Below are 23,083 nucleotides of genomic sequence, written 5' to 3'. Positions count from 1 at the left end.
AGGGCCGCCTCACAGAGGCGGCATGCTCCTATTATTGACGCTCCGTAAGTTCGATCAAAAGACCGTTCGTAGCTTTCGGATGCAAGAACGCGATGCGGCAACCGCCGGCACCGTAGCGAGGTTTTTCATCCAACAGACGAACACCGCGAGCTTTCAAGTCTTCGAGAGCTGCGTCGATGCTGTCAACACGCAAAGCAACATGCTGGAAGCCGTTACGATGTTTTTCAATGTAACGGGCAATTGGGCCATCCGGGCTGGTGGATTCCAAAAATTCGAGTTCCGCGTCACCCAGTTTGAAGAAGCTTACGTTGACTTTCTGTTCTTCCACCGTTTCGTCTGCTGCGGTCGGATGAACGTTCAACGTTTCCTGGAAAACTTGTTTCGTTTTCTGCAGGTCATCCACAGCAATACCAATATGGTCGATATTCATAACTTTCCAATTTGCCATACCTTTTCCTCCTTTTGCAATAAAAACTAAAATTATTTAATGGCGTTTCCTACGATGGACTCAACGACTGTGTAAGGATCCACTTTCCTTGCATAGACTTGTTCCACGTAGTTATCAAATTCACCCGAGGACGTAATTTTTTCCATTACGTGACGGGAGATGTGCTCTTTGACCATCGCGATGATCTCATTGACAGTCCGTTCGTGTCTGCGTTCCTGCAGAAGACCGGACTCTTCTAAGAATTCACGATGTTCTTCCATCGCCTCAATGACGTCGGCCACGCCTTCGTCACGACTGGCAATGGTGCGTTTGATCGGCGGACGCCAATCCACCTCTTCCGAGTTCAAATCGAGCATCATTTCAATTTCAACGTTCAAACGGTCCGCGCCGTCACGATCACATTTGTTGATCGTAAATACGTCGCCGATTTCCAGAATGCCCGCTTTAATCGCCTGAATATCATCACCCAAACCGGGTACCAGTACAACCAATGTGGTATCCGCATTCTTAACGATATCGACTTCGGATTGGCCGACTCCAACCGTTTCAATCACGACGACATCCATGCCGAATGCATCCATCAACTTGACCGTATCCGCGGTTTTCTTGGAGAGTCCCCCCAAGCTTCCGCGCGTACCCATACTCCGAATAAATACGCCTTCATCCAATGTCAAATCATTCATGCGAATTCGGTCACCCAAGATCGCACCGCCGCTAAACGGGCTCGTCGGGTCGACTGCGACAATGCCGACAGTCTTACCTTGTTTACGGAAATGTTTTACCAGCTTGTCGGTCAGGGTCGATTTGCCTGCGCCCGGTGCGCCGGTAATACCGATAATCCGCGCATTACCTGTATGACTATAGATTTCTCGAAGTATATCGACATATCCGTCCGCTTCGTTCTCGACTGCAGAGATAGACCTCGCCAAGGCCAGCCTGGATCCATTCCAGAATTCCTTCATTAAATCCATGGTTTTGCCCCCCCTTGGTCAATTACGACCCCACGCTCCCGCCGTAGCGGGAGCTGGTACCGTCCATCCTTTCTTATTGAACGTTTTCTTTGATGAATTCGATGATCTTCGTAGTCGGAGTGCCCGGTGTGAAGACAGCTTTTACGCCGGCTTCTTTCAGTGCCGGGATATCGCCTACCGGAATAACGCCGCCGCCGATAACGAGCACGTCATTCAAGCCTTTTTCTTTCAAGAGTTCGATAACGCGCGGGAACAGCGTGCCGTGCGCACCGGAGAGCAAGCTCAACGCAACTACGTCAACGTCTTCGGAAAGAGCCGCTTCCGCGATCTGTTCCGGAGTCTGACGAAGACCGGTATAAATAACTTCAAAACCCGCATCGCGCAACGCACGAGCGACTACTTTAGCACCGCGGTCGTGGCCATCCAGACCCGGTTTTGCAACAATTACACGAATTAATTTTTCTGCCATAATTGGTTACCTCCCGTATCCATTCAGCAATAGCGTATCTTAAACCGTAGCGTGCGCCTGGTATTCACCGAATACGCCGCGCAGTACGTTGCAGATTTCACCCAAAGATGCATATGCGCGTACGCAGTCGAGGATCAACGGCATCAGGTTGACGCTTTCATCTTCGGCGCCTTTGCGCAATGCTTCCAAAGTAGCCTTGACAGCTTCCTGATCGCGTTCAGCTTTAACTTTAGCCAATTTCTTGGACTGCAGTTCGCCAACCGAAGCGTCGACTTTCAGCAAGCCTTCGACCGGTTTTTCTTCGACTTGGAATTTGTTGACGCCAACGATAATACGGTCGCCGGATTCAACTTCCATCTGCCAACGATATGCCGATTCCTGAATTTCTTTCTGGATGTAACCTTTTTCAATAGCGACTACCGCGCCGCCCATTTCGTCGATCTTACGGATGTAATCTTCCGCTTCTTTTTCGATCGCATTGGTCAACGCTTCTACATAGTACGAGCCGCCCAGCGGATCGACTACGTCAGCCAAACCGGATTCGTACGCAACGATCTGCTGCGTGCGCAATGCGATTTGTACGGATTCCGTCGTCGGCAATGCCAACGCTTCATCGCGGGAGTTAGTGTGCAAGGACTGCGTGCCGCCGAGAACAGCCGCTGCGGTCTGCAACGCTACACGAACGATGTTGTTGTCGACCTGTTGCGCCGTCAACATCGAGCCTGCGGTCTGCGTGTGTACACGCAGTTTCATGGATTTGTCTTTCTTCGCACCGAAACGTTCTTTCAGGATGCGCGCCCAAAGACGACGGGATGCACGGAATTTCGCAACTTCTTCGAGTACGTTGTTGTGCGCGTTCCAGAAGAAGGACAGACGACCTGCAAATTCGTCGATTTCCATGCCGGCTTTCAGTGCCGCTTCGATGTATGCGATACCGTCAGCGATCGTAAAAGCGATTTCCTGTGCCGCTGTCGAACCAGCTTCACGGATGTGGTAGCCGGAGATCGAAATTGTGTTCCATTTCGGAACGTTCTGCGAGCAGTATTCAAAAATATTGGTGATCAAACGCATCGACGGTTTCGGCGGGAAGATGTAGGTGCCGCGAGCCGCGTATTCTTTCAGGATGTCGTTTTGGATCGTGCCGCGCAGCTGGTCAGGGGATACGCCCTGTTTTTCCGCAACGGCAATGTACATCGCCAAGAGGACAGACGCCGGAGCGTTGATCGTCATCGAGGTCGAAACTTTACCCAAGTCGATCTGGTCGAACAGGATTTCCATGTCGGCGAGCGTATCAATCGCAACACCTACTTTACCGACTTCGCCGGCACTCATCGGATCGTCCGAGTCGTAACCGATCTGGGTCGGCAAGTCGAATGCGCAGGAAAGACCCGTCGCACCGTTTTCAATCAGGTAACGGTAACGTTGGTTGGATTCTTCGGCCGTAGCGAAACCGGCATACATACGCATTGTCCAGAGACGGCCGCGGTACATCGTCGGCTGTACGCCACGGGTGTACGGGTAGCTGCCCGGCAAAGCCAGGTCGCGTTCATAGTCAAACCCTTCGATATCGAGCGGGGTGTAGACTTTGTTGTGCTTCATATTCGGACGTTCCGGGTACTTGGCATACATCTTAGCAACTGTTTCTTCGTATGCCTCCAACTTGGCCTTCAAGGATTCGTTAGCCATGTGTTCATCATCCTCCTAAAAAATATAAATATATATCGGTCTCTTGCGAGACTGACTAACCACAACGCAGCCGCAGCTTAAGCTGTCTTTTCAACGATGCGGGTAAGTCCATAGAGGGATCGGGTCTTACTGCTTTTTCATGCTCTTGTTATCGGCTAAGCGCTGATGGAAATCAAATGCTTCTTTGAGAATATGCGGGGTTTGCGAGTAGCCGCAAGCTTTTTCCGCACGTTGCAGATAGTCCATCAATTCCGGACGGTAATCCGGGTGCGCAATGTTTTCGATAATCACGCGAGCGCGTTCTTTCGGCGAGAGGCCGCGAACGTCGGCAACGCCCATTTCGGAAATGTAGACGTGTACGTCGTGTTCCGTATGGTCGACGTGCGAGCAGAACGGTACGACACAGGAGATGTCGCCGTTTTTCGCGATCGAGTTCGTGAAGAAGATGCTCAAGCCGCCGTTACGAGCGAAGTCGCCCGAACCGCCGATGCCGTTCATCATCTTCGTGCCCGATACGTGCGTCGAGTTGATGTTGCCGTAAATGTCCATTTCGAGCGCGGTGTTCATCGCGATAACGCCTAAGCGACGGATGACTTCCGGGTTGTTCGAAATTTCCTGCGGACGCAGAACGATCTTATCGCGATATCCTTTGATACCTTTGTAGAAACGTTTCAGTCCGTCCGGCGAGGGCGAAAGGCTCGTGCCCGAGGCCATCGTCAATTTACCGGCGTCAATCAGGTCGAACATGCCGTCCTGGATGACTTCCGTGTATACGGTCAGGTTTTCATACGGGGAATCGACCAAACCGCTGATTACGGCGTTTGCTACGTTACCTACACCGGATTGCAACGGGAGCAGGTTTTCCGGCAAGCGGCCGTGTTTTACTTCGTTTTGCAAGAAGTCGATGAGGTTGCCGCTCATCTTCTTCGCGTCGTCGCCAATCGGGGCGAACGGGCGTGTTTTGTCGGTGATGTCGCACGGTACGATCGCAGCAATTTTGCTGTGGTCCACTTCGATGTACGGGGTACCAATGCGATCACCGGCTGATTCGATCGGAATCGGTTTGCGGTGCGGCGGGTTGGCCGGCTGATAAATATCATGCATGCCTTCCAATTCGAGCGGTTGCGAAGTGTTCACTTCGATGATGACTTTTTTCGCTTCCGTGACATATACCGGCGAGTTACCCAAAGCGGTCGTCGGAATCAGGTGACCTTCTTCGGTAATCGCGCATACTTCGATGATGCACCAGTCCAAGTCACCAAAAAAGCCCGTGCGTACTTGCTGCGCTACGTGGCTCAAGTGCATATCGATGTAATGTACTTTACCGGCGTTGATAGCTTTGCGCAGTACATCGTTTGTCTGGTACGGGAAGCGGCGGTTCATACCGTCACATTCAACCAGAGCCTGGTCTGCTTCCGGGCCGACCGAGGCGCCGGTCCACAGATCAATTTTGAACTGCTCTTTCTTAATCCGTTCTTCCAATGCGAGTGGCACTGCTTTCGGGTAACCGGACGGTGTAAATCCGCTGATACCGATATGATCATTCGGGTGAATCATGGCGGCCGCTTCTTCTGCGGTCATGACTTTGCCGAGCAGATCTTTACACCGAATTCTGTCGCGAATGTCGTTAATATCCATTCCCTTTACCATCTCCTAAAAAAACAACGAAACGCACTATGTCATACATAGTTCCGAGAAACAAAAAAGGATATCGCCGCCGTCGACAATATCCTTTTGAGGGAAGAGAAATAGTCAACGATACCGCAATGCGATAAATCTGGCGTTTCCTAAGTTCTTGAATTCCCTCCCTTGTAGACCAACTCCGTATTTTTGCGAAAAGCCTTGTAAATCAGACCCTCACATGTTGTTCGCCTATATGATAGTCGATGAATTTTTCCTTGTCAATCATTACTATTTGTTCTCTAATCTTTCTAAGTTTCTTTAAAACGTGGCTCGATGGTTGTTACAAAATATTGTTGATTAATTGTAAACCTTGTTATTTGCTTTCATTATGACGCATATTCATGCGTTTCTTAATGTTTCCAAACCTTTCTAATTTTTCTTTTCAGCGTTGTCCCAAACGGCTCAGTGCACTTTGCAATGCGCATAATGTCCAAAATGTAAGTGCCACCGTCCGGTGGAAAAAGTTGTAATCGAACAGTCCGTTGATACTCATACCGACCACAGCCAACAGCACTCCCAAAGACAGTGCCCGCGCAAGGTGGCTGACGCTTGTTCGATAGCCGCGCCAGGCCAAAACGCCATGGCCCCAAAAGGCCAACATGTATAGCGCGAAACCGATGATTCCTGTCTCCGCCAATAGCGTCAGGTATAAATTATGTGCGTGATAAATCACAATCGACGGATCCTGAATATAGTAATCATAGCGGGGATACACAAGCGGAAACGCCGCCCAGCCGATGCCGGTCCACCAATGATCGCCGATCATTTGCCAGGTACTGCGCCAAAACGCAAAGCGCAGGTCCACGGACGTATCACCACCGTGAAAAAGAGAGATGAAACGCTCCGTAATTTGTCCATGATGCAACCAAAGAAACACGGGCACGGCCAACAAGCCCCAAGCGACCCTTCCGTCATAGATAATAGCGGTGGCGATGAGCACCACCAGCATGCTTACCCACGCCCCCCGCGAATACGTCAGTAATAGCACCAGCAATATCAGCAGCAAAAATGCCGCCATCAGCAAACGTTTGTATCCGCGCTCATAGATCGCAGTAAAACTCGCCAGCACGCTCGCAATAATCAACAAATACGCCCCCAGCAAGTTGGGATTTCCCAGCGTACTGTACATACGACGCAGCAGTAGCGGAAAACGTTCGCGATCCACCCATTCCATAGTAAAGCCGTCAAACCCGCCGAGGAAATACTGATACATGCCGATGACACATACAATGACCGCGCCGGCCAACAAATAGCTTAAAAAATGTACGCATTGCTCGCGCGTGCGTAACTGCCACGTCACTAGTAAATACATCGCCGCGTAGGTGCCGCAGCGATAAAAAAAATTGTATGCGCTGGTGGAAGGTTCCGGCGCCAGCCATGTGGTGCAATACGCCCAAGCGACAAACAGCATGAGCGCCACTCCCGGCCAACGCAAGGCGCGCAAACGGGCCGGCTCGCGCCAGAGCAGAACCGCCATAACGGCGCATGCCGCAAATAATGAAAACTCCAGTCCCATTTGCCACCAGGGCATAAAAAAAGCCGCCGCATATAATAACCCGCTACACCATTGCGATAATAATCGGGAATGCGTCTGTACCTGCATGCAGATTCGTTCCTTTCAGGATGATATTAAGTTTATTATAATGCGCGGGGCTCTTTCTGTCCACGCGGGCAGGGCCTGACACCCGTGTTGTCCCTTATCCCCGCCCGTAAAGTTATCAATGATGATTAAACAGCTATTTTTTTGAGCATTAATCATGTTTGTTTATATTTCGTAAATTAAACATTCTTTTTCAGCGCCATTTTACTTTTCCATTTCACTTAAATTTTTATTTCCCTATATATAAATGATTTAATAAATAAAGATAATAATGTTATTATTATTATTAAAATTGATACTTCGTATAAAGAAACTTCCTGTTCCCTTGCCGCATGATGATTTTATGTATGCTACAATAGCAAAAGGAGGGATTCACATGGACAAAATCAAAGTTGGTACAATGGCTGTCGCCTTCATGTACACGATTTACCATATCAACAACGTCGGCTTGAACATCGGTAACGGTCTGGTTCTCGCCCTGGTTCTTTTTTGCATCGCTATCGATTGCTACCGGTATGCCAAACGGCGTACCACCGAGGATAAAAAGAGTTTGTATCGTAAATAAGTCAAATTTTTTCGCGGCCTATATTGATTTATTTGCATATAATGACTATACTAAAGATGAGCATCATTCATATTAAACATAAGGAGGAATGTAACAATGAGCATGATTGGGAAAAAGCTACCGGAATTTAAGGCAGACTACTATCAGGCGGGCGAATTGAAGCAACTCACCCATGAGGACGTTTTGGGAAAATGGGCGGTTTTCTTCTTTTACCCGGCCGACTTCACCTTTGTATGCCCGACGGAATTGGCGGACTTGGCTGATCACTATGAAAAATTGCAGGAATTAGGTTGCGAAGTGTACAGCGTTTCGACCGATACGCATTTCGTTCATATGGCTTGGGCAAAAGAATCCCCGAGCATTCAGAAAGTTCAATACAAAATGATCGGTGATCCGACCGGCAAATTGGCTCGCTACTTCCATGTCATGACGGAAGAGGAAGGCAGCGCGCAACGCGGTTCCTTCGTCATCGATCCGGAAGGCGTCATTCAGGCTTTGGAAATTCACGCGGACGGCCTCGGCCGTAATGCGGAAGAATTGGTTCGCAAAGTAGAAGCGGCGCAATTCGTTGCCGAACACGGCGACCAGGTATGCCCCGCACGTTGGCATAAAGGCGCGGAAACGTTGAAACCGGGTAAAGATTTAGTCGGTACGATTTAACTTCAAAAAAGCCACCCTCCGGGTGGCTTTTTTATATCAAAGGCAAGCGACGAGCGCGCGACGGCAAAACAACTTTTTATTCCAATATAGAATAAAATTGACAATCGCCTCTAAATTCGCTACACTAGGAGAGTATTCATGCACGCGGAGAGGTGTCCGAGTGGTTGAAGGTGCATGATTGGAAATCATGTGTACGGCGCAAACCGTACCGGGGGTTCGAATCCCCCTCTCTCCGCCATTTACTTTCGGTCAACATAATGCCAAGTAAATGAATTACCGATAATGTCAAAAGACCCGCGATATCGCGGGTCTTTTTCATGCCTGTCGGTGTCCATGCACCGCCACGCGCGATCCTTTTTCGAGTTATCTCCGCGCGCGAAAAAAAGGTCGACCTAAATAAAAGTCCTCTGAAAACGCATGCCGACCAAGGTCGAATCAAGCGATATTATGGCGGCGATTTACAGCGCGCACGGTGACATGAGAAAACTTATCATTGCGCCATGTTTTCTCGTTGCTCTTGACATATATTACCGCGTCATGTATCCTAAACGTAGAAAAAGAGTTGCCCACGATAGGGCCCGGCATCTTAGCCGAACGCACGTGGGAACTCTTTTTCTTTTTCTATTCCTTTTTTTCATATTCGTAAAAGCCGTAAGCTGACGACTTGATGAGTGAAGTAAAATTCACTGCCGCCCGGTAAGTTCGGCGGCGTTTTTTATTTCATCCCGCGCATCGTCGTTGTGTGAACGTTATTTTTACCGCGCTTTACGCGCGCTTATTCTTTCACGAGAACTTTTTCTATTTCGCCGATGTAGATTTCATGGAAATCGCCGTCAGGATAATGCTCATCGATGATCCGCGCGTCGATAAATCCGGTGGGAAGCAGCGGCGCCCGATATAATTTGCGGCAAACGATCACTGTCTCGGCTTGCGCAAAGTAGGTATAGTCTTCTTCAAAAACAGGAGTAAGACCGACTTTGGCGACTTTATCCTCATCGCGTCCTGAATGGCTGCCCAAGTAACCCATCTCTTTTTTATAGTCGCCGCCGAAAAGAGAAAGCGTGTACCGATCCGCGCGATCCATAAATTCTTTGGTGTAACGTTGCGGACGGATATACACGATCGCCGTCGGGCGTTGCCAAATGACACCGACATGTCCCCAACTCGCGGTCATCGTATTGTAGCCTTTCGTTTTATCGCCGGCGGTTACCAGCCACCATTCATCACCGATCATTTGCGGGGTGACTTGCAGTTCTGTTACGGAAATTTCACGCATAATAAGCCTCCTTCGAACATTTTCTTTTTTTATTATACAACCACTGGAAATTTGAGTCGATTTTGCAATTCGCGGTTTATGCCGCACGAAGAACGACCGTTTTTCGATGCACATGCTATAATGAAAGCAGGTAAATGAATGAAGGAGGCGTACTATGAGTTGTCCGCACAGTAAATACGATGTCAGCAAAATGAATCCGCATGAACGCGCCCGCTATGAGTCGGCGATGAAACATGTGGAAGCCGCCAAAGCGGCGGGAAAATCGACAGATGAATGCCATGTGATTTTCCAAACGATCATGAACCGCAAATGGGATGACCCCGTGCCGAACGATGAGGCGCACCGCGCCTACGCAGAACGGGTAGAACGCGCGAAAAAAGCGCGTGACAACGGCGCCGGTTGCAAAGAAATCGCCGAGATTTTGCACGGCGAAAAATAAAAATCAAACTTTTTTCCATTATGTCGGTGGAACTATTATTGCGGAAAGGATTACCATGGCTTGTACATACGATGATTATGATACTGCTTCAAAGACCGCTGGCGAGGAGACTCATTTGGAACGCGCCGCTCTTAAAGATGGCGCGTATTTTGACGGCGTAGTCCGCAACGACCCGCCGGAAACGATCGTTCGCCATGATGATGTCCGTCATGATGAAAGCGAAGATGATGCGTATCAAGAAGGCGTTGTCGTTCGTCATGACGAGGTCTAAACAGGCGACATCGACACGAGCGAGCCGGACATTCGGGAAAACGCGCGCGTCCACTACGCGCGCGGACCGGTAGAGAGTCGGTCGCATCGTAAATAAAAAAACCAAAGGGCCCCGGTTCGCTGGGGACCTTTTTGCTTTCTTATTTCTCCCATGTCGCGGGAAAACCGCGCATGCCCCAAAGGCTGTGAATTTGGTATAATAAAGTAAACTTATGCAAAGGAGACCGCTGATGTATACAGAACGTGAAATCAACTTACAAGACGCTGCCATGCACCAACGTCTGATGAATTTTCTGGCCGGTTTTGAATTGACTTTTTCGGGGAATATCGACTATTCCATGGGGATCTTTGACGGTGAACGCCTGATCGCCACCGGCTCGCTGAGCGGCCGTGTTTTGCGCAACATTGCCATCGATCCTGAATACCAGGGACAGGGTCTTACGCACCGCATTCTCGACCACCTGATGGCGGAAGCGAAACGCCGCGGCATCACCAGCTATCAGATCTTTACGAAACCGGAAAAAGCACCGGTTTTTGAACACTCCGGCTTTACCTGCGTTGCGAAAGCGGAGCCGTATGCCGCTCTGCTGGAATCCGGTGACGATACGCTGGCGGAATTTTTAGAAAAAACGAAAAAAATCGTCGGTGAACCGGCTGGTCCGGTGCGCGGTTCCATTGTCATGAACTGCAACCCCTTTACCAAAGGTCACCGCGCTTTGATCGAGTACACGTCGCAACAGTGCGATGATGTCGTATTGTTTGCCGTACAGGAAGACCGTTCGATGTTCCCGTTCGCAGATCGTTTGGAACTGATTCGCAAAGGGACCGCCGACCTCGGCAATGTCAAAGTGGTTTCAGGCGGTGATTATATCATTTCGAACGCCACCTTCCCGACCTACTTCATCAAAGGTACGGAAGCGCTCGACGCGCAAACGAAACTCGACGCGACCGTGTTCGCGGAAAAGATCGCGCCGGCGCTTGACATCACCGTTCGTTTCGTCGGCGAAGAACCGACCGACAACACGACAAGCGCGTATAATTCGGCGCTTAGTAAAGTATTGCCGATGAATGATATGGATTTCAAGATCATTCCCCGTATCCAAAAATCGGGTACTATCGTCAGCGCCTCTAAGGTGCGTGCCGCGCTTGCCAACGATGATTGGCAAACGGTGGAGGCGATGGTTCCGAAAACCACGTTGGACTACCTGCATTCGGAACGCGGCGCCGCCATCATCGAAAAAATCAAAAAAGACACCGCCGCCAAAGCCAAACTTGCAAAATAAAATAAATACGAAAAAGACGTCCGTACGGACGTCTTTTTCGTATTTAGTGACTACGCCGAGGTTGGCAAAGCAGCGTATTTACTCCTGCTCTGTCACGGGCGATCGGTCAGTGTCGATTACGACACTGACCGATAGTTTTTCAGATATTCGACGGCATCCGCGTAAATGCGCTGCACTTCGTCACGCGTCAAGACCTTAAAGCTGCCGAGCTGCGGACGACCCGCCATCGCGCGATCGGTCAGCTCCTCCAAATTGAATTCGATATCCCGAACTTCCTGCGAAGCTACCGGACCGAGCATATCGATTTGGGCAAAGAATTCTTCCGTAAAACGAATTCCTTCCAGCGCGATTTCTTCCTGTGTGCCGAAGTCGAGTTCAATACCCCAGACGGTTCTGCCGTACCGATAGAAGCGATGCACATCGGCGGTGTAGACGTATCTTGCCCACGCGCACCAAACGGCCGCCATACCGACGCCGGAAGAAATATTATACAAGCCCAACAGTTCCTTTTGCAGTTCGTGAACGGTAATATCCGCCTCGCCGTTGCCGGAACCGGTCAGGTCGTTATGCGCCAGCGCGCTCGCCCACATGACATTGGCTCTGGCGTCATAATTATTCATTTCCGTCAGGATGGTCTGCGAGTTGCGGATCAATACGCGCAGCAGCGCTTCGCAGATATTATCCGTCAGTTCCATCGTCGAATTATGCGTAAAGTAGTGTTCCATCGTCATGATCATAATTTTGGAAATGCCGCTGTACAGTTCCTCTTTGGAAAGTGGATACGTCAGCATCGGATTCATGATCGCAAAGCGCGGCCGTGCGCCCACCACATTGATAATGCGGCTGACGCGCTGCACTTTATTGGTCAAATGGGTTACCACGCTCATTTCACCGGAACCCGCCATGGTGGTAGCAATGACACCTACCGGAAAAACCTCTTTAGCTACGCGTTCGCGGGTGAAATAATCCCAGATATCGCCGTAGTTGACGATACCGATCGCGATGACTTTCGCCAGATTGACGACCGCAGGGCCTCCCAGCGCAAGTATAAAATCCACATCTTCAATCCGGCCGAGAGCAATCCCTTCGTTCGCTTTGCGGCGTGTCGTCGGCGGGTAAACTCCGCCGATATCGTTGTATAAAATACCCGCTTCATCCAATGATGCCTGCACGCGCTCCAATAAGCCGTGGCATTGGGCGCATTGGAGTGCCTTCTTTGCGCAACAGCTGACCGACTTCACGTTCACGATCCGATCCGAAAATAACCTTTGTCGGAACGTGATAAGTAAAGTTCTTCATGGAGTTCCCTTTAAAAATATTCCTAAATATATAATACGTCAATATTATTATATGCTTGTACCGCGAGAGCATCAAACAGAGGTTAATTTCGTTCGCGAATAAAATCGCAGAACATCTGCGCGATCGTAGTCAATTTGCGATCTTTGACTGTGTAAATGTGCTCCGCTCCCACGATCTCTTCCGTCGCAATCGGCATGGTGGTGAGGCCGATGTTGACGTCTTCATCCGGCTCGCCCATAACCACCGCGATCCCCATGCCTCGGCGAGCCCAATGCATCGCAACCAGATTCGTGCTGCAGACAACGCGAATATCTTGATGCAAACCGCGTTCCCGGAAAAAGCTTTCCAGACGAGGCGCCAAACTGCGCGTCACGCAAAGCGGAATACCGGCCAGATCCTCAATGGTCAAAGGCTGCAGCGGTTTTTTGAGCCATTTCTGCTGATCGCTCATCACGGCGGAAAGCGATCGGTAGCGAATCGTGAGCAGGTCAAATAAATAGCCGCGCGGAATCGGCTCATTCATAACGCCTATATCGGATACTCCGTTCAGCATCGCATCCGCCTGCTGGTCCACATTGCCCTCGGAAAAAATGGAACGGAAGTGCGGATGCTCTTCCGTAAAGGGCTGCAAATAGGTATCGATAAAGCCGTTGACCGCGCCCGGCGTAATCGAGATGCGCAAGGTACCTTCACCGCCTTGCGACACGCTTTGCACCTCATATTTGAGTTCGTCCGCCAAACGGATAATATTTTTGGCGCGGCGATAGAAAAGTTGCCCCGCTTCGGTGAGTTCGATGCGCCGCCCGCCTCGATATGTAATGATCAGATCCGCCTTGTAATTCGTCTCAATTTGTTTCAACTGCGCGCTTAACGCGGGCTGTACCATGTTCAGTCGCTTCGCCGCCTCGGTCAAGGTCTGCGAATCGACTATCATAATAAAATTGCGAAAATATTCGATGTCCATGCGTAGGCTCCTTTCCCATTGCTTTCCCCGACAATGGTCACACAGAAGGCTGAAATAAATGTTCCCGACGCAAGCTTACAAATGTTCCCGCACCGATGACCACATGATCGAGCACCGGTATGTTTAAGACTTCACCGGCGGCGTTAAACCGCTCAGTTAATGCGATATCCGCCCCGGAAGGAGTCGGATCACCGCTCGGATGATTGTGCACCAGGATCATCGCCGCCGCGTTCCAACGAATCGCATCTTTCATCGCCAGTCGCACATCGGCGACGCTTTGATCCAAACTGCCGCGCGACTGTTCAATCGCGGCGAGCAAACCATTTTTCGTGTTCAGATAGCAACAGTAAAACACTTCCTGCGGCAAATCCCGCAACTGCGGCAGAAAATACCGCGCGACCGCATCCGGATCGGAAAAATCGCTGCGCGTTTGCGGTTTACGTTGCGCCAGACGTTTCCCCAATTCAATCGCAGCGCAGAGAGTCGCCGCTTTGCTGACGCCGATGCCTTTGACCGTCAAGAGATCCCGCCAATGGAGTGAGCCGTAGCGCGACGGATCGCCTCCGATCCACTGGTCTTCGACCGCGCGCGCGAGCTCAATCACCGACTGACCGGGAATCCCGCTTTTTAAGATCAAAGCGATCAGCTCCACTTCGGTCAGTTTCTCCGGCCCCTGCGTCAAAAGCTTCTCGCGCGGCCGCTCTTCCGCTGTCAAATCGCAAATGCGTGCCATTACCATTCCACTCCGTTTTCCGTGAGCAGCCGATATGTCGCGTGCAATGGCAAACCGACCACATTAGTGTAGCTTCCGGCGATGTCGGAAATCATCAGCGCCGCCGTTCCCTGAATCGCGTAGGCACCGGCCTTATCCGTCCATTCGTCGCCGGCCAAATACGTTTCCAGCAACGCTTGCGGCCAGCGTTCCATCTTGACTTCGGTGGTTATCGCCCGCGTGATCGCTTCTCCTGAAGGCAAAAGTAACGCCAGTCCCGTAACGACATGATGCGTCCGGCCGCCGAGCGCGGTAAGCATAGTCTTCGCCATCTCCCGATCACGCGGCTTACCGAACACCGTATCATCGCAAACCACCAGCGTATCCGCGCCCAACACCGCCAGCTGCGGCATGTGAGAGATCGCCGTGCCGGCGCGCGCTTTGCCAAGCGCCTGTTCTTGCACCAAGGCCGCCGGGGCATGCTCGCTTCGGTTGCGTTCCCGATACTCCGGCGTAATCGCGGTAAAATGAGCGCCCGCCCTTGTCAAGAGCTGTTTACGGCGCGGTGATGCCGATGCCAAAATCCACATCAGATCCTCCGAAATACCCATACGGCAATAATCATGCCGATTACGCTTAATAAGTTCGGCGCAAATCGAATGCCGAAATCAATTTCAAGTATCAAGAGATTTAAATGAATATTTTGCACGTCAAGCAAAGTATACTGCCGAACGAAGTACGGCATGATGCCGGAGAAGGAGACCGACCCCAGAAGATCCGCCAAAATCCCGCCCAAAAGCGCTCCGACAAAAAGGAATAAAAGCAGCATCAAGATGCCGCGAGTACCGCTCCAACGCATCACTTCGCCTGCTTTCTTGCGGCTTTCAAACGCTCGACTTCATCCATACGTTTGCTTTCGTCCAAGAGCACATGGTAGGTGGTTTCCTCTTCGGTGATCCCCACCCGCCCCGGCAAGTATTCATTCAAGCCGAGCAAAAATTGCGGTTCCGCTTTGAACAACGCGCGACCGAATTGCGGTTTTTTACCCGGTCGCGGAATTTTACAGAAAAGAGCGTACAGAAGGCGGGAATCCAAAAGCGAATACCAACGCCATTTGTAGCGGAACTTCACGTTATTGGCGACCCGCGCTTTGTGCGTATGCACCCCGTAAAGGCAGTCGTACGGAATTTCCGTGCGATGCATGCGAAACCAGGTGCGATATTCGCAAATCAGCGCCGTATCGGTCAAACACAAGTGGTAACTGGTAAGCGCCTGTCCCAGCAAATAGTAGATCGCGAACAACACGAAAACAATGCTCGCGTAATCAATGCTCCCCCAGAAACTTTGCGTCGCCTGATAATGATCAATCATGCGCCCCAGAGCCCAGATGAAAAATACCGCCACCAAAAAAGCGACGCCGATCACCGGCCAACGACTGCCCGAATTGTCCGACTCATCTTCATACATCGGATCCCCTACCACCGATAATATCTGTTTGGGAAAAACGGGATTGTCAGTCGTCCCGCGACGTTCTTCCGTCATTTCCGGTTCCCCATTCTGATTCATGCTATTCTCCTTTTCCCGCTACCGGATGCATAGGCGGCTCTTCCGTGTCCGCTTCATCTAACAGTTGTTGAAATGCATCCGCCGGGATTAATTCCGGCAACGCCCGCCACGGCTCATACCCTTGCAGTTTTTCCAAACTGCGTGAACCGGTAGCGACCGCAATCGTATACGCGCCGATTTTTTTGCCGCACTGAATATCGTGCTCCGTATCACCGATGATAAATATTTTTTCCAGTTCCGCGCCCCACTTGGCCCGCGCCAACGCGTCGGCGCGCCGTGCGACATCGATACGATTGAAATCATCGCCGGCAAAACCGCTGTAATCGAAATCAAAATAGCTCGCCAAACCGTAATGGGTAAGCTTGAGTTCCGCGCCGCGGCGACTGTTGCCCGTCAAGAGCAGCTGATCATAATCGGGCATACCGCTGAAATACGCCAGCAATTCTTTGACATACGGCAGAATTTTTCCTTTCGTTTCCTGCATATAGTAGAGCAGCGTTTCTTCGTATTGACGGCTGAATTGATGCACGTCGTCAAGCGTCGGTTCTTTTTGCAGCGCGTGCCGCAAAATTTCACGGCAGATAAAATTATCCGTGCGTCCTCCCGCATCAAATCGGGGTAATGTCGCATCCGGTCCCATCATTTCCGTCAGGGTGTGCTCAATCGCAAGAAAACCGGCATGGCCGGTATACACAAGCGTCTGGTCAATATCCCAAAAAAGTACGTTCATGCCGTTCCTCCCTATCGATTGGCGCTATTACGGAAAATAATATCTTATTTATTTATTATAGCATAATCAAATCCCATCAGCGCCTGTGATGTGGTGAAGAGCGAAGGTGTACAATACGCTTCTAAAAATGATGGCGACAAAAAGAGACATGCCTTGGCATGTCTCTTTCTATTTTCAGATATTGTCATACACGGCGCGATGCGCGATGCCCGCCACCACTTCGTTAAAGTGCAGCACGCCGACAGTGCCGTAAATAGCGACAACAAGATGATCGCCTTTGCGAGCAATGGCGATTTTACCGCCGATATTTTGGCCGAGCGCTTTCATTTTAATCGCCTCGACTGCCGACTGGACCGCGCCGACGACAGCGCCTTCACCGACGTGGGTATCGGAAACAATACCCGTGCGCTGGGCGGCTACCACCGCATGCTCAATCAGTTTGGGTAAAATCGTGATAAACACGCCGCCAAAATCCACCGCCGCCGTTTTAAAACCGGCCTCGGAAAATTCTTTACGCAATGTGTTTTCTTCCGCGCGTGAAGACGTGAGCGCCAACTTCATGGCCACACGACCGACGTCACTGCTGGAATATTCATGGGCCCCCATAAGCGACCTCAACCTTGCCGTTCGCGAACCGCTTTCTGCAAGTCCGCGATAAAATCTTGCAGCACCACATCGTTGGTTTCTTCGCCCGCGCGGTTGCGGATTGAAATCGACTGCGCTTCCACTTCTTTATCCCCCAAGATCAACATGTACGGTACTTTTTCCAATTGCGCGCCGCGAATTTTGTAACCGAGCTTTTCGTTGCGTTCATCCGCCTGCGCTCGCAAGCCCGCCTGATTGAGTTGACGGGCCACCTCGTTAGCGTACTCCAGATGACGTCCCGCGACCGGAATGACCTTCACCTGTAGCGGAGCGAGCCAGACCGGGAATTTGCCGGCGTAGTGTTCAATCAAAATACCGATGAAACGTTCGATGCTGCCGAAGCCGGCGCGGTGAATCATGACCGGACGATGTTTTTCGCCATCTTCGCCGATATACGTCATGTCAAAACGTTCCGGCATCTGCATATCCAACTGAATCGTGCCGCACTGCCAGGTACGTCCGAGCGAGTCTTGAATGTGGAAGTCCAGCTTCGGTCCGTAGAACGCGCCGTCACCGGGGTTGATCTTGTACGCTACGCCCGCGGATTCGATCGCGTCATGCAAAACGGTGGTCGCCAGTTCCCACAGATCGTCATCGCCCATCGAATCTTCCGGACGCGTGGAGAGTTCCACATGGTATTCCAAACCGAAAGCGGAGTAAATCCGATCAAAAAGTTCGAGTACTTTCAGTACTTCTTCTTTCATCTGGCTCGGCAAAATGAACAAATGCGCATCGTCTTGCGTGAAGCAACGAACACGGAACAGGCCGTGCAGCGCGCCGCTCATTTCATGACGATGCACCAAGCCGAGTTCGGCGACCCGCAACGGGAAATCGCGGTAGCTCTTCGGCGAATCTTTATAGTACAGAATACCGCCCGGGCAGTTCATCGGTTTGATCGCGTAATCTTCTTCATCAATCTGCGTGAAGTACATATTGTCGCGGTAATGATCCCAGTGACCGGAACGCATCCACAGATCGCGATTCAAAATGACCGGAGTGGAAATTTCATCGTAGTCGTATTCGTGATGCAGCTCTCGCCAAAACGCCAGCAGCTCGTTGCGCAAAACCATTCCTTTCGGATGGAAAAACGGGAATCCCGGGCCTTCCGGCTGGAAGCTGAATAAATCAAGTTCTTTGCCCAATTTACGATGATCACGGCGTTCCGCTTCCGCCAGCACGAACAGGTAATGATCCAATTCTTCCTGACTGCCGAAGGCGGTACCGTAGACACGTTGCAGCATTTTATTTTTTTCATCGCCGCGCCAGTAAGCGCCCGCGACGCTCATCAGTTTGAATGCTTTGACTTTGCCGGTCGAAACTACGTGCGGACCCGCGCAAAGGTCGGTAAATTCGCCCTGCGTGTAGAAAGTAATGGTTTCGTCCGCCGGCAGATCGCGGATCAGTTCTTCTTTATAAATCTCTCCCTCTGCTTTGAAGTGTTCCATCGCCGCGTCGCGTTTCATCACTTCGCGCACGAGTTTGTGGTTTTCCTTCACGATCTTTTTCATTTCTTTTTCGATCGCGGGGAAATCTTCCGGCGAGAACACATGCTCGGTGTCCATGTCATAGTAAAAACCGTTATCGATCGCCGGTCCGATCGCGAGTTTCGTGTCCGGCCACAGGCGCAAAATCGCCTGCGCCATAATATGCGCCGCCGTATGACGGATCGCGTGCAAGCCTTCCGGGCTCGCGCCGTCAAAAAATTCGACTTGCGCGCCGTCGACGACCGGACGCGACAAGTCCGTCAACTCACCGTCGACTTTCGCGACAACCATTTTTTTCGCCATGCTGTTGCTGATCGCTTTCGCGACATCCAGCCAGCTGCTTTCGTTTGCTACCTCGCGCACGCTGCCGTCCGCCAAATGAATTTTTGCCATAATATCTGCTCCTTTTGCAATAAAAAAACTTTCGCCCCAAATGGGACGAAAGTTAATTCGCGGTTCCACCCAAGTTAATCCGTACGGATTCTCTCGATTGTGATAACGGGTCTGCCCGGCCGTTCATTTCCGAACGGCGACTCCAAGGCGGTAACAATCACTGTGGTAACGAGCGCTTGCAGCCGTGACGCTCTTCTCTTGAGTTACCGGGCAATGACGGTCATGTCCTTTTCGTGGTCATTGAAATCTTTTGATATTGTCAGTATTGTACGTCTATTTCTGTGATTTGTCAAGCGGCGGCAATGGCGGCGGTAATGTATCGGTGAACGAATCTTGCGGAAGTGTCGGACGTACTTTGCCGCCGGAGTAGTTTTGAATGACGACAATCGGTGTTTTTTGGCTGGCGTTGCCGAACGGATTGTCGATCAAAAGTCGGGCGATTTCCTGTGCGTCGATACCTTTGCTCGTGCCCAGTACCGCGCTTTTCTTCAAATCATTCACATCCGCAATCACGGCGCCATGGCAACCGAGGCGGTCAGCGATTTCATCGCAAACCGCATCCGTTTCATCCGGACCGTACACGATGCATTTGTCAAACGGAGGCATCGTTCCCGTGACATCGTCAACGAGGGATGCCTGCCGGCAGTGCGCATACCATACGCCGCGTTTGCCGAACAGTTTCGCGATAAAGCCAACGATGAACCAAAAGAGCATCCGCCATTCGCCTTCCGCGTCCATCGCGGCCTGCATGCCGTAAATAGTCGACATCGAACCTTCCGCCGGCACAAAGCGATTCATCAGTCGCGCCTGCCAGGAAACTTTCACATCTTCCGGACGCACATAGCGACCCTGCGTGATCGCGACTACGCTTTCCGCCACGCACACTACATCATGCGGTCCGATCAAAAAATGCCCGTATTCATATACGACATCGGCGATGTCGTCCGCCGCCGTCAAAATACGCGTCGGGATTGGGATGAGTTTCATCTGTTCGTTCATCAGCGTACCCCTTTCTCCTGCAACAGCGCCTGGCGCAAATTCGTGCCGGAAACAAGGAAGCGGGTGCGTTCATAGCGGGCATCGCTGCGTCCGTACACGTTGTAAACCACATCGATCGGAAATTCTCCAAGATCACCAATAGCTGTAGCGATCGGACCGTCCAATGAACGTAAAGTAACGACAATGGTCAAGAGCGCGTCTTTTTTACGCGGCACAAGGTACGCTTCCCAATACCCGTCATCGCGCGGTTCATCCGCTCGCGATAAGAAGGCCTCCACGCGTAATGACGGATACTGTTCCTGCGGTAAATAGGCGCGCGGGAAGCAATCCATCACGGTCCCCTGTTGGCGACCGATATTGCGTAATGCCGCTTCGATTGCAAACGTCACTGCCTTTGGCGTCACCTTCGTAACGACCAGCGGCGGTTCCGGAACAGCGCGACGATAGCCTTTGCGTTCACCGCGACGCGCGCCGGGGAAGAACACCTTCCACTTCGCATCGCCCTGCCGCGCCGCATGCAGCGCCGCCAGCAACTGCACAACGGCGATAATAACAAGAACGGCAATAATTATATTTAATACATAATAGCCCCACATTTTTGCTTCACTCCTCGATCGTCACTTGGCGGGCCGCGGCGTTCGGTCCGAACAAGCGGGAAACCCACATGGCCGCACGGCCTTCCTGCGTAAATGTATACTCCGTTCGCCCGCTGCCTTGCGCCTGCTCGCCCAACGCGTGGCGAGCCGCTTTCGCTGTCGCCTGCGCCGGATCAATAAATCGGCACGACGGCGAAAGTTCCTGCCAATCGCTTATGACCAGCGGATAATGCGTGCAGCCGAGAATCGCCGCATCACATTCAGAAAGCAACGGACGGCATTCTTCCAGCAGCTGCCCGATCTCTTCACGGCGATAGTGTTCAATCGCCGAGGCCAAGCCGGGACAGGCGTGCGCCACCACATCCACTGCCGGATAACGCTCGGCCAGAGATTGTTGGTAATTCCCCTTGGCGATCGTCGCCGGCGTCGCGAACACGGCCACACGTTTTTCCGCGGGCAACAACGCGACATCCGTCTGCATGCCGATCACCGGCATAGACAATTCGCGTCGCAACAAATCCAGCGCCTGCACGGTAATTGTATTACAGGCGACCACCAGTCCCGTCACTTCACGCGCCAACAGCCATTTCCCCAACTGCAGAGAGTACTTTTTAATTTCCTCCGGCGTTCGCGTGCCGTAGGGATTGCGCGCGGTGTCGCCCAAGTAGAAAAAATCCGCCTGCGGCATCGCCTGCCGCAACTCTTTCAATACGGAAAGACCGCCCACGCCGGAATCGATAACGCCGATCATTCGGCATCTCCCGGTTCGATCATCGTTTGCAAACGTTCATAGTATTTCATCGGCAAGCGTATGATTTTGCCCGTTTCGACCGATGTAAACGTACCTTTCGTCTTGCCCGTGACGATGGTCGCGCCGTCCTTCGGACGCACGATTTCATACGCGAACACGATTTGCGCCCGCGTCAGCTTGACGATTTTCGCATGAACTTCAAGCTCATCATCATAGTAAGACGAATGGTGGTAATCGACTTCCACATGCAAAATCGGAAAGACGATTTCATCGCGTATCATGTCGCCGAGCGGAATTCCCGCCTGACGAAAAAACTCCACACGCGCGGCTTCAAACCATAAAATATAGTTGGCATGGTGCGTGACCTGCATGCCGTCCGTGTGATAAAAACGTACCCGTACGGGATAGGAAAACATACTCATCATCCTTTATTTCTTATTCATACTCATAATACTATTTATTGTAGTCGCGCGCCCGCGGAATGTCAAAGAAACTTGCCGTTTTCTCGGCGCTTGCGTATACTGGAAACAAAAACGAGGAACTTGCCATGATGATTATTTGTCCGTATTGCAAAAAAGAACTGACTCTTTTTCAAAGTCAGGTGGAACGTCGGCGCGGACGCATTCGCTGTGTCGGTTGCAGCGCCGTGATTCCCTATGATCTCGATAAGAAGAATAGATTAAAAAAGACCCGCAAATAGGCGTTTGTTGCTGGTTGCCTTTTATCGTGGGGGAACAATGGGGGAAAACTATTTCAAATAAAAAAAGCGGAGCAGGTAAAAATCCTGCTCCTTTTTGATTTAACACATCTCTAAATCAAACGCTACTTCACAGCCGCCGCAATTACCGCGGCTACCGCAATAATCTGCCACGCCCGCTTTTTATGCTCAAGGCTTGTCCGCTTTTTCAACTCGTCTTTCTTCCACCGCATCAACGACCGCTCGGACGCTTTCAATGCTCGCGCTGTCCGCGTTAAGGATCGCCTCTGCTCGATCTGCAACACTTTCAACCGTTCCAGCTCCGCTTTCAATTCGTTGTTGCTCGTATTCAAGCCGCCCGATGCTGCCCTCAATTCGTTGATTAAATTCTCTCGCTCGCTCGTTCTCGCTTCGAGCGCGTTCAATTCTGACGTTAACGTCTGCCATTCCTCCGCCGTCAATGTCACCGGAGCCGCTTTCACCGAATAACCACCAAATAAAAAGACCGCCAAGAATAGCGGCAACAAGCATAATAGCAATCTTCGCTTTTGCAATCGTTCTCACCCCTTTTATAGTATGTGCAATTTATTCACATACCGCATATAGAAAATAAGTTAAAATTTCCATATGTCAGATTTCACCGATTTTATGAAATAAGGGTTCTCTTTATTTCATGTTTTGGCGATTTTATGACATAAGCAATTATCCTAACTTCGTGAAAATGCTACTTTTTACGAAGTTCAGTATTTTAGCTTCGTGAAAACCTCGATTTTTACGAAGTTCAACATTTGAAAATTAAAAAGGACTTGCGTACTCATCCACGTAGGCAAGTCCCCGCGGCTCCCCCGTAGGATTACCGCTATTCAATTACATTATATCACATTACACAAAAAAGAC

General features: G+C 51.0%; 27 protein-coding genes, 1 tRNA gene and 1 other annotated feature. Of the genes, 7 read left to right on the top strand and 21 right to left on the bottom strand.

The features are described 5' to 3' along the window. Window positions 1–31 precede the first annotated feature (31 nt). From mce to KIB08_RS05225, 6 genes are all read right to left on the bottom strand, one after another. Complete coding sequence (gene mce, locus KIB08_RS05250) at window positions 32–448, bottom strand: methylmalonyl-CoA epimerase (protein ID WP_024048710.1); 417 nt, start codon at window positions 446–448, stop codon at window positions 32–34. Window positions 449–480: 32 nt separating this feature from the next. Further along, a complete protein-coding gene (gene meaB, locus KIB08_RS05245; protein WP_303990473.1) occupies window positions 481–1,419 on the bottom strand; it encodes a methylmalonyl Co-A mutase-associated GTPase MeaB in 939 nt (312 codons plus the stop codon). A gap of 73 nt (window positions 1,420–1,492) precedes the next feature. Further along, window positions 1,493–1,888, bottom strand: a complete 396-nt coding sequence (locus tag KIB08_RS05240) for a cobalamin B12-binding domain-containing protein (protein ID WP_303990472.1) — start codon at window positions 1,886–1,888, stop codon at window positions 1,493–1,495. Window positions 1,889–1,927: 39 nt separating this feature from the next. Next, a complete protein-coding gene (locus KIB08_RS05235) occupies window positions 1,928–3,574 on the bottom strand; it encodes an acyl-CoA mutase large subunit family protein (RefSeq protein WP_303990471.1) in 1,647 nt (548 codons plus the stop codon). A gap of 126 nt (window positions 3,575–3,700) precedes the next feature. Next, window positions 3,701–5,212 carry an acetyl-CoA hydrolase/transferase family protein gene (locus KIB08_RS05230; protein ID WP_303990469.1) on the bottom strand — a complete coding sequence of 504 codons (1,512 nt, stop codon included), beginning with the start codon at window positions 5,210–5,212 and terminating at the stop codon, window positions 3,701–3,703. Between the two features lie 427 nt (window positions 5,213–5,639). Continuing rightward, the gene (locus KIB08_RS05225; protein WP_303990467.1) at window positions 5,640–6,788 is read right to left on the bottom strand and encodes an O-antigen ligase family protein; all 1,149 of its coding nucleotides are present in this window, start codon (window positions 6,786–6,788) and stop codon (window positions 5,640–5,642) included. Window positions 6,789–7,233: 445 nt separating this feature from the next. Between KIB08_RS05225 and KIB08_RS05220 the strand changes: the two genes are divergently transcribed. The 3 genes from KIB08_RS05220 (at window position 7,234) to KIB08_RS05210 (ending at window position 8,320) form a co-directional block, all read left to right on the top strand. Then, entirely contained in the window at window positions 7,234–7,422 is a 189-nt protein-coding gene (locus KIB08_RS05220) for a hypothetical protein (RefSeq protein WP_303990465.1), read from the top strand. 96 nt (window positions 7,423–7,518) lie between these two features. Beyond that, complete coding sequence (gene ahpC, locus KIB08_RS05215) at window positions 7,519–8,082, top strand: alkyl hydroperoxide reductase subunit C (protein WP_303990463.1); 564 nt, start codon at window positions 7,519–7,521, stop codon at window positions 8,080–8,082. A 146-nt stretch (window positions 8,083–8,228) separates the two neighbouring features. Further along, window positions 8,229–8,320 (top strand) — tRNA-Ser (locus tag KIB08_RS05210). A gap of 537 nt (window positions 8,321–8,857) precedes the next feature. Here KIB08_RS05210 and KIB08_RS05205 read toward each other — a convergent pair. Next, complete coding sequence (locus KIB08_RS05205; RefSeq protein WP_303990461.1) at window positions 8,858–9,358, bottom strand: flavin reductase family protein; 501 nt, start codon at window positions 9,356–9,358, stop codon at window positions 8,858–8,860. 154 nt (window positions 9,359–9,512) lie between these two features. Here KIB08_RS05205 and KIB08_RS05200 point away from each other — a divergent pair, with 154 nt between their 5' ends. From KIB08_RS05200 to citC, 3 genes are all read left to right on the top strand, one after another. Continuing rightward, entirely contained in the window at window positions 9,513–9,797 is a 285-nt protein-coding gene (locus KIB08_RS05200) for a hypothetical protein (protein ID WP_303990459.1), read from the top strand. Window positions 9,798–9,912: 115 nt separating this feature from the next. Then, window positions 9,913–10,068 (top strand): hypothetical protein, encoded by a 156-nt coding sequence (locus KIB08_RS05195; protein WP_303990457.1) that lies wholly within the window; start codon window positions 9,913–9,915, stop codon window positions 10,066–10,068. 229 nt (window positions 10,069–10,297) lie between these two features. After that, window positions 10,298–11,350: a [citrate (pro-3S)-lyase] ligase gene (gene citC, locus KIB08_RS05190; protein ID WP_303990455.1), complete on the top strand. Its 1,053-nt coding sequence runs from the start codon at window positions 10,298–10,300 to the stop codon at window positions 11,348–11,350. Window positions 11,351–11,466: 116 nt separating this feature from the next. Here citC and KIB08_RS05185 read toward each other — a convergent pair whose 3' ends face one another. From KIB08_RS05185 to KIB08_RS05125, 13 genes are all read right to left on the bottom strand, one after another. Further along, window positions 11,467–12,597 (bottom strand): iron-containing alcohol dehydrogenase, encoded by a 1,131-nt coding sequence (locus tag KIB08_RS05185; protein ID WP_303990453.1) that lies wholly within the window; start codon window positions 12,595–12,597, stop codon window positions 11,467–11,469. A gap of 134 nt (window positions 12,598–12,731) precedes the next feature. Beyond that, the gene (locus KIB08_RS05180; RefSeq protein WP_303990451.1) at window positions 12,732–13,613 is read right to left on the bottom strand and encodes a LysR family transcriptional regulator; all 882 of its coding nucleotides are present in this window, start codon (window positions 13,611–13,613) and stop codon (window positions 12,732–12,734) included. Between the two features lie 37 nt (window positions 13,614–13,650). Beyond that, window positions 13,651–14,346 (bottom strand): RadC family protein, encoded by a 696-nt coding sequence (gene radC, locus KIB08_RS05175; protein ID WP_303990449.1) that lies wholly within the window; start codon window positions 14,344–14,346, stop codon window positions 13,651–13,653. Continuing rightward, the gene (locus tag KIB08_RS05170; protein ID WP_303990447.1) at window positions 14,346–14,915 is read right to left on the bottom strand and encodes a Maf family protein; all 570 of its coding nucleotides are present in this window, start codon (window positions 14,913–14,915) and stop codon (window positions 14,346–14,348) included. The genes radC and KIB08_RS05170 overlap by 1 nt, the downstream gene beginning before the upstream one ends. Further along, window positions 14,915–15,184: a DUF4321 domain-containing protein gene (locus KIB08_RS05165; protein WP_303990445.1), complete on the bottom strand. Its 270-nt coding sequence runs from the start codon at window positions 15,182–15,184 to the stop codon at window positions 14,915–14,917. Before KIB08_RS05165 ends, KIB08_RS05170 begins: the two co-directional genes overlap by 1 nt. After that, the gene (locus tag KIB08_RS05160) at window positions 15,184–15,891 is read right to left on the bottom strand and encodes a hypothetical protein (RefSeq protein WP_303990444.1); all 708 of its coding nucleotides are present in this window, start codon (window positions 15,889–15,891) and stop codon (window positions 15,184–15,186) included. The genes KIB08_RS05165 and KIB08_RS05160 overlap by 1 nt, the downstream gene beginning before the upstream one ends. Window position 15,892: 1 nt before the next feature. Next, entirely contained in the window at window positions 15,893–16,621 is a 729-nt protein-coding gene (locus KIB08_RS05155; protein WP_303990442.1) for an HAD family hydrolase, read from the bottom strand. Between the two features lie 174 nt (window positions 16,622–16,795). After that, a complete protein-coding gene (locus KIB08_RS05150) occupies window positions 16,796–17,227 on the bottom strand; it encodes a HutP family protein (protein WP_303990440.1) in 432 nt (143 codons plus the stop codon). An 8-nt stretch (window positions 17,228–17,235) separates the two neighbouring features. Next, complete coding sequence (gene thrS / locus KIB08_RS05145) at window positions 17,236–19,143, bottom strand: threonine--tRNA ligase (protein WP_303990438.1); 1,908 nt, start codon at window positions 19,141–19,143, stop codon at window positions 17,236–17,238. Between the two features lie 38 nt (window positions 19,144–19,181). Beyond that, window positions 19,182–19,387 (bottom strand) — a binding site (T-box leader). A 29-nt stretch (window positions 19,388–19,416) separates the two neighbouring features. After that, the gene (locus KIB08_RS05140) at window positions 19,417–20,142 is read right to left on the bottom strand and encodes a coenzyme F420-0:L-glutamate ligase (protein WP_303990436.1); all 726 of its coding nucleotides are present in this window, start codon (window positions 20,140–20,142) and stop codon (window positions 19,417–19,419) included. After that, on the bottom strand, window positions 20,142–20,738 hold the full coding sequence (locus tag KIB08_RS05135; RefSeq protein WP_303990435.1) for a hypothetical protein: 597 nt from the start codon (window positions 20,736–20,738) through the stop codon (window positions 20,142–20,144). The genes KIB08_RS05140 and KIB08_RS05135 overlap by 1 nt, the downstream gene beginning before the upstream one ends. Before the next feature lie 7 nt (window positions 20,739–20,745). Then, window positions 20,746–21,489: a glutamate racemase gene (gene murI / locus KIB08_RS05130; RefSeq protein ID WP_303990434.1), complete on the bottom strand. Its 744-nt coding sequence runs from the start codon at window positions 21,487–21,489 to the stop codon at window positions 20,746–20,748. Further along, window positions 21,486–21,905: an acyl-CoA thioesterase gene (locus KIB08_RS05125; RefSeq protein WP_303990433.1), complete on the bottom strand. Its 420-nt coding sequence runs from the start codon at window positions 21,903–21,905 to the stop codon at window positions 21,486–21,488. The genes murI and KIB08_RS05125 overlap by 4 nt, the downstream gene beginning before the upstream one ends. A 65-nt stretch (window positions 21,906–21,970) precedes the next feature. Between KIB08_RS05125 and KIB08_RS05120 the strand changes: the two genes are divergently transcribed. Then, window positions 21,971–22,189 carry a hypothetical protein gene (locus KIB08_RS05120; protein WP_303990431.1) on the top strand — a complete coding sequence of 73 codons (219 nt, stop codon included), beginning with the start codon at window positions 21,971–21,973 and terminating at the stop codon, window positions 22,187–22,189. Between the two features lie 122 nt (window positions 22,190–22,311). Here the strand turns inward: KIB08_RS05120 and KIB08_RS05115 are convergent, their stop codons facing one another. Beyond that, window positions 22,312–22,668, bottom strand: coding sequence for a hypothetical protein (locus tag KIB08_RS05115; RefSeq protein ID WP_303990429.1), 357 nt, complete (start codon window positions 22,666–22,668; stop codon window positions 22,312–22,314). Window positions 22,669–23,083: the final 415 nt, after the last annotated feature.

The organism is Negativicoccus succinicivorans, assembly GCF_018372215.1.
GTDB lineage: Bacteria > Bacillota > Negativicutes > Veillonellales > Negativicoccaceae > Negativicoccus.
The sequence above is the reverse complement of the archived record's forward strand: the minus strand, read 5'-3'. Positions and strand labels throughout refer to the sequence as shown.